The 12,796-nt window shown below is 32.2% G+C and carries 13 protein-coding genes; 12 read left to right on the top strand and 1 reads right to left on the bottom strand.

The window, feature by feature from the left end; genetic code table 11:
* The first annotated feature begins 79 nt into the window (after positions 1–79).
* The 12 genes from DXU93_RS15240 to DXU93_RS14025 all read left to right on the top strand — a co-directional run bounded on the left by DXU93_RS15240 (position 80) and on the right by DXU93_RS14025 (position 12,101).
* Complete coding sequence (locus tag DXU93_RS15240; protein ID WP_262510733.1) at positions 80–1,537, top strand: RNA-binding domain-containing protein; 1,458 nt, start codon at positions 80–82, stop codon at positions 1,535–1,537.
* A gap of 390 nt (positions 1,538–1,927) precedes the next feature.
* A complete protein-coding gene (locus DXU93_RS14070; protein WP_116881946.1) occupies positions 1,928–2,446 on the top strand; it encodes a hypothetical protein in 519 nt (172 codons plus the stop codon).
* A 187-nt stretch (positions 2,447–2,633) separates the two neighbouring features.
* On the top strand, positions 2,634–3,482 hold the full coding sequence (locus DXU93_RS14065) for a DUF2616 domain-containing protein (protein ID WP_116881945.1): 849 nt from the start codon (positions 2,634–2,636) through the stop codon (positions 3,480–3,482).
* Between the two features lie 127 nt (positions 3,483–3,609).
* Complete coding sequence (locus tag DXU93_RS14060; protein ID WP_116881944.1) at positions 3,610–6,906, top strand: Eco57I restriction-modification methylase domain-containing protein; 3,297 nt, start codon at positions 3,610–3,612, stop codon at positions 6,904–6,906.
* Positions 6,907–6,909: 3 nt separating this feature from the next.
* The gene (locus tag DXU93_RS14055; protein WP_116881943.1) at positions 6,910–7,446 is read left to right on the top strand and encodes a hypothetical protein; all 537 of its coding nucleotides are present in this window, start codon (positions 6,910–6,912) and stop codon (positions 7,444–7,446) included.
* A 62-nt stretch (positions 7,447–7,508) separates the two neighbouring features.
* Positions 7,509–8,519: a DUF2971 domain-containing protein gene (locus DXU93_RS14050; protein ID WP_116881942.1), complete on the top strand. Its 1,011-nt coding sequence runs from the start codon at positions 7,509–7,511 to the stop codon at positions 8,517–8,519.
* 11 nt (positions 8,520–8,530) lie between these two features.
* Complete coding sequence (locus tag DXU93_RS14045) at positions 8,531–8,854, top strand: hypothetical protein (protein WP_116881941.1); 324 nt, start codon at positions 8,531–8,533, stop codon at positions 8,852–8,854.
* 93 nt (positions 8,855–8,947) lie between these two features.
* Positions 8,948–9,115, top strand: coding sequence for a hypothetical protein (locus tag DXU93_RS15090; RefSeq protein ID WP_165851429.1), 168 nt, complete (start codon positions 8,948–8,950; stop codon positions 9,113–9,115).
* A gap of 330 nt (positions 9,116–9,445) precedes the next feature.
* Positions 9,446–9,712, top strand: a complete 267-nt coding sequence (gene tnpA, locus DXU93_RS14040) for an IS66 family insertion sequence element accessory protein TnpA (protein WP_116881940.1) — start codon at positions 9,446–9,448, stop codon at positions 9,710–9,712.
* Positions 9,709–10,062: an IS66 family insertion sequence element accessory protein TnpB gene (gene tnpB, locus DXU93_RS14035; protein ID WP_116881939.1), complete on the top strand. Its 354-nt coding sequence runs from the start codon at positions 9,709–9,711 to the stop codon at positions 10,060–10,062. Before tnpA ends, tnpB begins: the two co-directional genes overlap by 4 nt.
* Positions 10,063–10,100: 38 nt before the next feature.
* A complete protein-coding gene (gene tnpC / locus DXU93_RS14030; protein WP_205679275.1) occupies positions 10,101–11,759 on the top strand; it encodes an IS66 family transposase in 1,659 nt (552 codons plus the stop codon).
* A complete protein-coding gene (locus DXU93_RS14025; protein WP_116881938.1) occupies positions 11,760–12,101 on the top strand; it encodes a M48 family metallopeptidase in 342 nt (113 codons plus the stop codon).
* A gap of 160 nt (positions 12,102–12,261) precedes the next feature.
* Here DXU93_RS14025 and DXU93_RS14020 read toward each other — a convergent pair whose 3' ends face one another.
* Positions 12,262–12,696 carry a hypothetical protein gene (locus DXU93_RS14020; RefSeq protein WP_116881937.1) on the bottom strand — a complete coding sequence of 145 codons (435 nt, stop codon included), beginning with the start codon at positions 12,694–12,696 and terminating at the stop codon, positions 12,262–12,264.
* Positions 12,697–12,796: the final 100 nt, after the last annotated feature.

Genomic DNA, 12,796 nt, shown 5'->3' with positions numbered 1-12,796 from the left:
TTAGAACACTTCACAGTATATAAGTAAAGGGAATTATAATAAAATGAAGAGCGATCCTAGGATGAAGAAATAGGAATTAATAAACAAATTAAATGACTTAGAGTGGGAAGACTTTGAAGTAAAGGAAGCGAAAGCAGAAATCCCTAAATCTTCTTGGGAAACTGTTAGTGCGTTCTCAAATACAGCTGGTGGTTGGCTTGTTTTCGGAGTTAAGGAAATTGGAAAAAAATTCGAAATTCAAGGAGTAACAAATCCTGAAAAAATAGAGCAAGACTTTCTTGCAACAATGAGAAATGGACAGAAATTTAATGCTATACTTCATCCCCAAGCCACAAAGTACAAAATTGAAGATAAGATTGTTATAGCTTTTTATATTCCTGTTTCTGATAAGAAACCCATTTACTTTAATAGCCAGTCAAATACATTCATTAGAAGAGGGAGTGCTGATCAGAAAGCGACTTCTGAGGAAAGAGATGCGATGTACCGTGATCAAACTTTTGGAACTAAAACATCCGAACTTGCAAAAGGCACTTCAAGAACAGATTTAGATGATAAGTCCATTCGTCAATACCGTGACTACATGTCACGATTTAACCCGGGTATTAGTTACAATCGTTATGATGAAGAAGAGTTGCTTTCAAAGATGCGAGTGATTGATAAAACAACTGGCCAGTGTACCTATGGAGGATTATTGTTTTTTGGTAAACGAGACGCTATTGAAACTCATTTTCCTGATTTTAGAATTGATTTATTAGAGATTCCTGGCTCTTCCTACGAAGACGCTAGCTCCCGCTATACATTTCGCCTAAGCGAAGATGACTATCAAAACTTATGGGAATGCTACTTTGAATGTTTTACACGACTTAAGAAGAATGTAGATGTTGAGTTCAAAGTATCAAGTGAAGGCTTTGGTGAAGAACTCTCTCCCGGTCTATTGGCCATGAGAGAAGCATTGGTTAACTTATTAATGCATGCAGACTACTTTTCACCTGCTTCTTCTCGTATCAGGATTTTTGAAAGTAACATTGAATTTTATAATCCGGGTGGTCTTCCGAAACCAATTGAAGAATTAAAAGAGAAAGATTTATCGATTCCACGTAACCCAATTATTTCTAAGTTGTTTAGAATGGTTAGATTAGCCGAAAATGCTGGCTTCGGATTTGATAAAATTGATTCCAACTGGAAGGAATACAACAATTCAGAACCTATTTATGACATATCATTTGATTCGACAATTGTAAGATTGATAACGGGAGTTGTAGATGAGGTTAATGTTGAAAATGTCGGAAGAAATTCGGGAGAAGTTCGGGAGAAGTTCGGAAGAAATTCGGAAGAAATTCGGAAGAAATTTGGGAAAGGTGTTGAAGAAACATTCAAGCTTATTGTTAAAGAACCATATATTACTGCTAAAGAAATCGCAGAACATATTGATAAGACAGCTAGAACAGTTGAAAATTATATTGACAAACTTAAAAGCGCCGATATTATCGAACGAAAGGGATCCACTAAGGCGGGTTTTTGGAAAGTTAAACAATAGTTTAGCATGTGGAGCGAAAGGTTCTTTTATATGTTATTAGAAAAAACAAAGAGGGAATGAACGAGCGTTCTATCCCCTCTTTTACTTCAACCTAACCACCTAAATCGAGACTAAAGTATAGGTTTTTTAGATAAGTGTCAAAGGATTAATAATGTTTGAAGTGGATTAGAGTTATTTGATTTATTTTTCTATAACCCACTAATTTAAAACACCTTAAATTTCACTAACTTATTTAGGAAATGTCAGAATCAGATTATAAACTTCTCATTTAACTCCAATTAAACAATCTAAACAAGACAACATAAAAGAGAACTTGTTTTGTTCAAACTAAATTATTATTTTGAACAGAACACTTTAAACTACCTAAACCTTAAACCAACTATTTATAAAATGGTAAAAACACAAACAAATTTAATCCAAGCAGACTATAACGCAGAAAGTTTAAGGCACATAATTATCGGCTTAAAAAATTCTATTAAAACAATAGAAGCAATATATTCATTTGATGGTATTTGGCTTCTTGAAAAATCTGAACCAGTTTTTGGCATGGCCTTTATTGCTTTTCAAAATTATATAAACACAAGCATCAAAGATCTATTTGATAGTACAGCAAACAAAATCACTTACTATAAAATAGGTCCAAGACTTGAAAGATTTGAAAGAAGTAATGCTGAGTTAATTATCGGCCTTGCAAATTACTTAAAACATAAAGATGAAGGTAAATTACATTCGGGTACCAAAAATATACTTAATGCATTTAATTTAGAAACCAGTGAAATGATAGAAGAATCCCCCATTTTTAAAGGATTAGATATTCTAGATGAAAAATGGGACCTAATTAAAATTTATGAAATGATTATTGATTGGAGGAAAGAACTATTCGCCCTTTACCTTAAGGAATCTCCCTAACTCTCGCGAGATTACATCTCGTGAGTCCTACAGCCATTAGAGTAAAAGAGAAAACAATATCTACCCTATTTCAAAGTAGTAATGAATAATTAAAATCAATGGTCAGTATGAGGACTTCTACCCAGATGCATAAGTCAAAGACCAAGGTAAAAAGAATACTCTTCTAACAGAAAAACTCTTAAATTAAATGCAAAACAATATCAACGGCAATTTATGTAAATTATGCGGTACTCCAGATCAGGTCAAAAGCCATATTCTACCAAAATTTATATTTAGATGGTTAAAGAAAACCGGAACGGGAAGACTTAGAAATATAGAGAACATAAATCTACCAACAGAAGACGGAATAGTAAAAAAGTTTTTATGTAAACACTGTGAAGATAAATTTAACAGAGCTGAAACTGAATTTGCAAATAATGCTTTCTACCCAGTGATAAATAAAAATACTGCAGAATTCGTTTATGACAAATGGTTTAAATATTTCATTGTATCTATTTTCTGGAGAACTTTAAAAGATTCTATTTATGAGCATGTGGAAAATACAAAATGGCATAATGTCTTATTAAAAATTGAAAAAGTATGGTCCGATTATTTAAACAACGATATCTCTATGAATAACTTTGATGAAATACATTGCATTGCCGGAGTTGATTTACTTGAAGAAAAAAGACATAGTAATTTTGTGATGTATATGTCACGTAGAACAGACGCAGGCATCCCGAACAATGACGATTTTTGCTTTTTCTATGTTAAAATACCTAGATTCATTTTTATAATGCCAATTTATGGAATAGATTTAGACTTGTTCGAAAACTCCAAGATTGAAAACGCTGGAACTTTTGAATTAAAAAATGTAAATATTAATGAAACGATTATTGCTAACTACCTTTTTGATCGTGCCAACGAATTTGAGAATTTAAAAAGTAAAATGTCAGACAAGCAAAAACAAGCATCAAGGAGCTTAACAATTAAACAAGAGAAAAATTGGAAAAATAAGGACTTAGGTGTAATTGATGAGTATTTAAAGAAATTCTAATTAACAATACCCCCCCACCAAACCCCATCAAATCAAAATAAAATTTGTATCTTTTCCCTCTTAAATAAAAAAACGATGAGGTTATTATTGTAACCTGATATATCAATTCGAACCAACTTTATATAAAATGGCATTATTTCAATCTTCGGTCCTAAAGTCACATCTTGCTTTACTTAATGAAAAAGACCTAGAAAAAGCATATAAGAAATACAAAACTTACTTTCACAACACAAAAATTCAAGAAAACATCAAGAAAGCTAAGGAAGAGCAATTTCAAGCCACTTTCTTAAATGAATTGTTTGTGAATGTTTTAGGATATACATTATTTCCCAATCCTAATCCAAACCTTACAACAGAATTTAAAAACGAGAAAAACGCCCGTAAAGCAGATGGTGCAATTCTTAATGATGGAATCGCGGTTGGTGTAATCGAATTAAAAGGAACGAAAACCAAGGATTTAGAAAGTATTCGACAACAAGCTTTTGATTATAAAGCAAACCATAAAGAATGTGTTTATGTCATCACCTCAAACTTCGAAAAGCTGCGTTTCTACATCAGTGACGCTACCGAATATGAAGAGTTTGACTTATTTACACTTTCTCGTGAACGATTCAACTTACTTTATCTATGTCTTCACTATAATCACATAAAGACCAATACACCTTTAAATATTAAAGAAGCGTCTATTGCTGAGGAAGAGGAAATCACAAAGTCTTTTTATCAAGATTATTCAGTTTTTAAACGTGAATTGTATAGAGATTTGGTTCGAAACAATTCTAAAACGGTTAAAGAAAAACTAAGTTCCAATATCAATGAAGAGGAACAACTTGAAATAGCACGTTTAGAGAAGAATGTTAAGCTAACATTGTTTAAGAAATCTCAAAAACTAATTGACCGCTTCCTTTTTGTGTTTTTCGCTGAAGATAGAAACCTTTTACCCTCTAACTCTACCCTGCAAATTCTAAATAAATGGAAAGACGACCAGGACTTTGGTGATGACCGACCATTGTATGATTTATTTAAACAATATTTTAATTTCCTCGATACAGGTAGAAAAGGAACAAAAAGCCGTGCAGAGATTTATGCCTACAATGGTGGTTTATTTAAACCTGACTCAATTCTTGATGCATTAGAAATCGATAACGACTTATTGTACAAATACACATTAAAACTATCAAATTATGATTTTGAAAGTCAAGTTGATGTCAATATTTTAGGTCATATTTTCGAAAACTCTCTAAACGAAATTGAAAGTGTTAATGCAGAAATTGAAGGAGGAGATTTCGACAAACAAACCAGTAAACGTAAGAAAGATGGTGTTTTCTATACACCGAAATACATTACAAAATATATTGTAGAAAATACAGTAGGAAAATTGTGTAATGAAAAGAAAGAGGAATTAGGTTTTGAAGAAGAACAATACTTTAAGGGTCGAAAAAATAGAGCAGATAAAACGCTAAAAAAACTAGTTAATATTCTAGATGATTACCGTGAATGGTTATTGGAATTAACTATTTGTGATCCTGCTTGTGGTTCTGGTGCCTTCTTAAACCAAGCACTTGATTTCTTAATTAAAGAACACAGTTACATTGACGAATTAAAAGCGCGAGTTCTTGGAGGTGGTTTACAATTCCCAGACATTGAAAACACAATTCTAGAAAATAATATTTATGGTGTTGACCTCAATGACGAAAGTGTAGAAATTGCAAAACTTTCCCTTTGGTTAAGAACAGCACAACCCCGAAGAAAACTAAACGACCTAAGCAGTAATGTAAAATGTGGAAATAGTCTGATCGACGATAAAAAAGTAGCGGGAGACAAAGCCTTTAATTGGGAAAAGGAATTTCCCGATGTTTTTGAGAAAGGTGGGTTTGATGTGGTGATTGGGAATCCTCCTTATGTGAGGGTTCAAAATATAGACATAAACTCCAGAAATTATTTTTCTGACAATTATTATACTGCATTTAAAAATTACGACTTATATGTTCTTTTTACAGAAAAAATTAAGGATATATTAAATAGTACTGGTAAGGCTTCATATATAATGCCTAATAAATTTATAACAACAGAATATGGTGAAAAGCTAAAGAAATTTTTATTTGAAAAGAATTTTTTATCCGAATATATAGATTTTTCAAATTTTCAAATATTTGATGATGCTACCACATATACTGGAATCTTCATTTTTGACAATAATTCAAAGCAATCAATAAATTATTTTAAAATCAACAATGATCCATTAAAGTTTTTAAATAGTGTTTCGTTTACTAGTGTAAATTATGAAAATATTAAAGGGAAAAGATGGGTTTTTATGGATGATATTACATCAAAGCTATATCACAAATTAGGGGATTTAGAAAAAATTAAAAATTCAAAAACTGAATTATTTGTAGGCCTTCAAACTAGTGCTGACCCAGTATTTATTTTAGAAATCAAAGGTGATAGACTTTACTCTAAACATACCGGTAAATATTATGATTTTGGAGAAAGTGCCATATTAAAACCTCTCCTTAAAGGTGGAGAAATAAAAAGGTATTCAACTCCAAAACCTAACTATAAATTAATTTTCCCATACATTATTGAAGGAGATGATTTTAGACTACTTTCAGAACAAGAAATGAATTCGAATTATCAAGACATATGGAATTACCTAATAGAATGTAAATTAAAATTAGAAGGTCGTGAAAACGGTAAAATGAAAAATGATAGATGGTATGGTTATGTTTATCTGAAAAACATGACACTGTTCGACAAGCCCAAAATACTCACACAGGTCTTATGCAAACAGTCATCTTTATCAATGGATTTAAATGATAATAATTATTTTGTAGGAGGTGGCACCGCAGGTGGATATGGAATAAGTATTTCAGGAGATTTAAATCCATATTCTTTAATTGCAATTTTGAATTCTCGCCTAGCTCAATGGTATATTAAGCAGTTTGCCTCACCTTTCCAAGGTGGATATTATGCTTATAATAAAGGAACGATAGGTGAGATACCATTACCTAATTCATACAACAATCAAGATAGTCATGAAAAAATTGTATCAAAAATAAAAGAAAAGAATGACGCATATAACGATCTTCTTTTAAGATTTCTAAATTACCTTCAATCTCAATATAGCATAGGTAAATTCTCTCGCAAACTCCAAAACTGGAACGAACTCGATTTTAGTGATTTCATCAAAGAACTCAACAAAGCGATAAACAAAGAAAACCGAGAACGACGTAAAAACGAAGAGGAAGAGATTCCCAAGCTATCCAAAAAAGATGAGTTTGAGTGGATGGAACTTTTCGAAGAAAACAAGAAAAAAGCCGTAGAACTTCAAACGCAAATTGATACAACTGAGAAGGAGATTGATGAGATGGTTTATGAGTTGTATGGGTTGAGTGAAGAGGAGATTAGGATTGTTGAGAATAGCTAGAAGATGGAAAACGAAGAAATCGACTTAGAGAAAATACGAAAAATAATAAAATCAAGTCACGATTCGATTGATGCAGACTATCAAGAAAAATTAGAATCTAAGTTTGTACATTTTTTGGTTTTAGCTGCAAAAAAAAAGGGTGGTACAATCAAGGTTACTAATTTTTTATTAGCAATAAATGGTTTCGATATAAAAGCCAATGAGGCATTAGAAGAGAATAAATTTGATTTGATATTTTTCGGAACTCTAGAAAATAATATCTTCATACTTAAAGAAAATAATAATAGTATTCACATAAAAGAGTACAACAAGCCAATCATTACGAATTTAATCCCTATCTATATTCTTTTAGGTTTATTAGGTCTAGTAGTACTTTGTATTGGAATCTTTCTATTGCCAATTGTTTTAGTTTTATCAATTCCGGTAATTCTGTTTATGGCGATCTTTAAGGAAAATTTGAAGAAACCGTTGTTGTATATTTTTGCCTTGTTAGGAATAGTAATAGCGGTTTTAAGGTATCTAAAAATAGAAATATTTTAGAAAAACAAATTGTTGGAATAATGGTGTCTTATAAATAGTTTTTTAAATAAAGATTGCAGTAAATGAATATAGATGAAAAAATAGAGTTTTATTTAAAAGGTGCTAGAGAGTTTTTTCCACATCTTAAAACCTCAACAGTTTCCTCATTTTTTGGGTCTTCTGAACCAACGTCAGGTGAAATTGAATTTAGAAGTCAATTCATTAATGAAATTGCATTAAAGGAATCTCCACTTCAATTTATCCACTACACAAGCCTTTCAAGTGCGATGAATATTTTAAATTCTGGGAATATTAGACTTTATAATTGTTTGAATTTAAATGACCCATCAGAGATTAATTACTTGCTGAAAAACTCTCCAATTAACTTCACAGAAAAAGAAGTTGAAAAATATAAACGAGAGCACTTTATATTATCGGGGAGTATCTATAAATCTAAGAATGATGAAGAGTTTAATTTATGGAGACTTTATGGAGATCAGGGAAAAGGAATAGGAATAGTTTTTGAAGTAGATAATAAAATTGAAAATTGGACTTCTGTATTTTTACAAACGGTTACTTATGGAGCTAATAAAAGCAATTCGAAAAATATTATTGGCTTTTTACACTTTCATAAAGTATTTAATGAAGAGCATAAATTATTTTCTAATACACCAAGTTTATTTAGTCTATTATCAACTGGAGTTAAAAATGAAATGTGGTCCATTGAAAAAGAATTTAGAATTGTAATTAAACTTTTACTTGACAAACATTCCAATCTTCCTGAAGACTCAATATCTAACAACTCTTTAATCACCTCAAGGTTAAACCATGAACTTAAACCAAATGGAAAAATGGTTTCCTACGTAGAGTTACCTTTGCATTTAAAAAATTACAAATCGAAAGTGGTGGAAACTCCATTCTCTAAGGAAGAAATAGATTTGATTGATTATATACCTAATCTAAAAGTAAAAAAATTGATTCTAGGTCCAAATAGCATATTTAAGAAACGATCTGATTTTTTAGAGTATGAGATGTGGGTTAAGAATAAATGGAAGTACAATTTCGAAGTGGAAAAGTCAAATATTGAGTTTTAAAACAAAGCAATATGAATGAATACATCAAGAACAAAGCGAATGAACTTATTGATGAGCACATTAAACGTGGACTATGGAATACGGAAGAACTCTTATCAAAAATAAGCAGTCAATTATATGAAATTAAATCAGAAAGGGATAAAATTGATATGATTACATTAATTCTAGAAGCGAATGAGTTAAGAAATATAAAACAACAATCAGGTAATTTTAATAATGATAACGGTGCTACTAAAGTCAAGTATCTTGAGATCAACTATTTCTTACATCAAGAATTAGAAGAAATTGGTGTCAGGCCATCTGACAACTTCACAAGCGAAGAAAAAGAGAGGTGAAATGATAAATTAGATGAAATTCTACAAACAATAATTAATGCTAATGAAATTGTTTCTGAACAAGTTGAAGAACTCAAAGCAGAAATTGAGGAGTTGAAACATTTATATGTTTTAGGAAAGAAAAACTGGAAGCAACAACTTGGTGGTAAGTTGACTGGATTGATGATGTCGGGTGTAATTACGGAAGCTTCAGCAAAACCAATTATTGAAAAGGTTTTAAAACCAAGTGCAGATTTTATTGTTGGTAGATTGATGGGGTGAAAAATAAATAATAATTTTAACCCAAGTTAATTAACTTCCTATCCTCTTCTAATTAAGAATATCATTAAAATTGTTATTTTTGAGAGATATCAACCTAGTTAATCAATATTATGAACGACAACTTAACAAGATCTAATATTAGCGACAATGTTAAATCTAATCTAAATCAAACTAAAATAGAATCACTTTTATGTAACACAAAAAGCATTGTAAAAACACACAATGACAACGTCCGAGAAAGAGGTGAAGATTTTAATATCTTCGTAAGCCCCCGACCAACTACATCTTTCATTAGCCACACCAATTTCTGAAATTTGCCAGAAAAAAATTATGGCGATAAAAGAAGAAATGTATAACGAGGTTCAATTATGGAAATCAAGCGGTAAGAGCAAAGGCGATTTTATTTTAGACAAAGATTATTCAAAAGCAAAATTTGAATATTGGATCAACAGGTATAATAAAGAGAAAGTTAAGCCAACAAAATCAAACTTCAAAGAAATCCCAAGCAAAAGTTCCGTTATCGTTCCTGAAATAAAGCATGAAAAAACCTTACAAATAGATCTGCCTTCAGGAATTAAAATCACAGTCTACAAATGATGTTTGGTTTAGATACTTCCACAAAAGTCTTTCTGTATGCCAAGCCATGTGATATGCGCAAAGGGTTTAATGGACTTTTTGGATTAGTACAAAACGAAATGGAATTAAATCCATTAAGCGGTTATATTTTCGTTTTTATTAGCAAAGACCGCAACAAAGTGAAAATACTTTTTTGGGATAAAGATGGTTTGGTTTTGTATTACAAGCGGCTTGAAAAAGGAACTTTTAAACGTCCAACTGCCAATGTTTATGCACCAAATAGTGAGCTTACTCAGGAAGATATTTACATGATTTTACGGGGAATCGACTTTGAGAAAACCAAGAAAAGAAAGCGTTACTTATCCAAGTAAATTGTTGATTACTTTGCTTGATAAAGCTACTAAAAACAATGCTTTTAGCGTATCTTTGGGGCATAGAAAACGAGTTGGAAAACATGTCAAAACAGGAGTTGATTGAGCAACTTTTGACGCTCCAAAAATCCAACCAAAAACTTGAATCTTCCAACCAAAAACTTGAATCTTCTAACCAAAAGCTTGAATCTTCTAACCAAAAGCTTGAATCTTCTAACCAAAAGCTTGAATTTTCTAACCAAAAGCTTGATTTTGTTAATCAAAAGAAAGATCAAGACATTGCTAAGAAAGAAGATGATATCGCTCGACTAAACATCATTGTAGCAAATTTGCAGCGCATGCTTTTTGGTTCTAAAAAGGAACGGTTCATCAATAAGAGCAAAGATCAATTGGCGCTATCATTTGAAGAGTTCGCCTCTCAAGAAGCTTTAGCCGACGATACTCCTGTAAAGGAAAAAATCACTTATGAGCGTAAAAAATCATCTAAACATACTGGTCGAAATAAATTGCCAGAAAACCTTCCAGTAACAGAAGAGTTTATCGAACCAAAAGATTTAACTGAGGACATGGTGAAACTAGGAGAAGAAATTACCGAAATATTGGAATATACACCAGCTCAGTTTTTCAAGCGCCGCATTATCCGCCCTAAATACGTAAACAAAAACACTCAAGAAATCAAAATTGCTGAGCTTCCATCCAGACCCATTGAAAAATGTTTAGCAGGAAACTCAGTTTTAACACACATTTTGGTCAGTAAATATGTAGATCACCTACCGCTTTATCGTCAACAACAAATATTTAAGCGAGCCGATATAGAAATAGCGCCATCTACGATTGATTCTTGGGTGGCGCTAACAGGAAATCTTCTTGTTCCGCTATATGATCGGATGGTAGAATATGTCAAACATCAACGCTACCTTCAAGCCGACGAAACAACTTTAAAAGTATTAGACAAAAACAAAAAAGGTAAAATACACTTGGGTTATCTTTGGGTATATCATGCGGTAGAGTCCAAATTATGTGTTTTTGATTATCAAAAAGGACGTGGAACTGATGCTCCGCGCCAAATGCTCACGGACTATCGTGGCGCATTACAAACTGATGGCTATAAGGTTTACAATCACTATTGTCTGAGTAAAGAAATAAAACACCTAGCTTGTTGGGCTCATGCACGCCGCTATTTTGAAAAAGCATTAATGCAAGACAAAAAGCGTGCTTCATACGTGTTGGAAGAAATCCAAAAACTCTATGCTGTTGAACGTAAAATCGCCGATCTTACCGCTGAAGAACGTCATGAAGTTCGTTTAGAAGAAGCACTTCCGATAATCAATAATCTCGGAAAATGGATGCATCGCGAGCGAAATATGGTATTACCTAAATCACTCATCGGTAAAGCCATTGAATACTGCACCAAGTTATGGTCAAGTCTAATGACTTATCTAGAAAACGGAAATTACCATATCGACAACAACGCAATCGAAAATAAAATACGTCCAGTAGCAATCGGTCGAAAAAACTACCTCTTTGCAGGCTCTCACAATGGTGCCCAAAGAACAGCAATGTTTTATACCTTCTTCGCCAACTGCAAGCTCAATGGCGTAAACCCTGAGAAATGGCTCAATAAAGTGCTAGAAGTAATCGCTGACTATCCATGCAATAAATTACAAGACTTGTTCCCTGAAAATTTGGAGGTGTAGTTGCTCGGGTGGATACGGTTCTATAAAGAAAAGTTAAATAACAAAATTCAACCAATTATTAATCGTTATCAAACACAACTTGGAGTAGAACCAAAGTCTAGAAAAGTCATGGAATTACAAAATCGTTGGGCATCGTGCACCCCAGACGGAAAATTAAATTTTCATTGGAAATGTGCCATGGCTCCGATTGAGGTGCTTCATTATATTGTAGTTCATGAATTAGCACATCTAATTCACCCTAATCATTCTACCGATTTTTGGAATGAAGTAGATAAAATTTTACCCAATTACGACAAGCATGTTAATTGGTTGAAGCTGTATGGTGCTGGGATGGATTTGTAGGATTTATATTCCCAATCCAGCATGTACACAAAGTAACATACTCTAATCCTCAACAATAGAACCAAAAATAATTCATATTAGATTCATTCATGTATTATTATAAGTGATCCAACGATCCATCTACCTTGTTTGTCTCAAACGCCTTAAAAAAACATTTTGATTAATACCGCGATGTTCTAATGTAATAACTAGACGAATAATCACCAGAAATATATTCATTCCCTCCATAATTCAATCCTCCAGCTGAAGCTGCAATCTTATATGAACCACTTGAGAGATTTGTCGTTCTTGATCTACCTTTAGGTATATTTATTTTTATCACAGATGGACCGCTATATCTTACAGTTAGATCATATCCCGTATCATTTTTAATAGTAACAGATGAAGAAGAACTATTTCCATAATTTGTTCTAGAAAAAGAAGGAAGTGCTCCCGTGTTACTTCTTCCAATAATCTCATCTACTTCTAAACTAATAATTTTCTCTTTTATGCGTTTCCTGTCAGGATGATTTGGATAATCATTTAAAAAACTAAGCCATCCTATTGAACTGTTTTTATTTCGTGCATTATGTCCCGTCCTGAAATAGCGATACACTAAAATAGTAGTATAATGACAAAATCAGAAAAGACAGGGTTTCCAAAGCGTACCCAAAAAGATTATTCTCTTTCTTTTAAGCTTCAATTAGTTCAAGAAA

Origin of the sequence: Brumimicrobium aurantiacum (assembly GCF_003402975.1) — a bacterium.
GTDB classification, from domain to species: Bacteria; Bacteroidota; Bacteroidia; order Flavobacteriales_D; family Crocinitomicaceae; genus Brumimicrobium; species Brumimicrobium aurantiacum.
The sequence above is the reverse complement of the archived record's forward strand: the minus strand, read 5'-3'. Positions and strand labels throughout refer to the sequence as shown.

Excerpts from the sequence above, each read along its gene's own strand:
- DXU93_RS14070 (WP_116881946.1), top strand. The coding sequence starts at position 1,928 with ATGGTAAAAACACAAACAAATTTAATCCAAGCAGACTATAACGCAGAA.
- DXU93_RS14065 (WP_116881945.1), top strand. The coding sequence starts at position 2,634 with ATGCAAAACAATATCAACGGCAATTTATGTAAATTATGCGGTACTCCA.
- DXU93_RS14060 (WP_116881944.1), top strand. The coding sequence starts at position 3,610 with ATGGCATTATTTCAATCTTCGGTCCTAAAGTCACATCTTGCTTTACTT.
- DXU93_RS14055 (WP_116881943.1), top strand. The coding sequence starts at position 6,910 with ATGGAAAACGAAGAAATCGACTTAGAGAAAATACGAAAAATAATAAAA.
- DXU93_RS14050 (WP_116881942.1), top strand. The coding sequence starts at position 7,509 with ATGAATATAGATGAAAAAATAGAGTTTTATTTAAAAGGTGCTAGAGAG.
- DXU93_RS14045 (WP_116881941.1), top strand. The coding sequence starts at position 8,531 with ATGAATGAATACATCAAGAACAAAGCGAATGAACTTATTGATGAGCAC.
- tnpA (WP_116881940.1), top strand. The coding sequence starts at position 9,446 with ATGGCGATAAAAGAAGAAATGTATAACGAGGTTCAATTATGGAAATCA.
- tnpB (WP_116881939.1), top strand. The coding sequence starts at position 9,709 with ATGATGTTTGGTTTAGATACTTCCACAAAAGTCTTTCTGTATGCCAAG.
- tnpC (WP_205679275.1), top strand. The coding sequence starts at position 10,101 with ATGCTTTTAGCGTATCTTTGGGGCATAGAAAACGAGTTGGAAAACATG.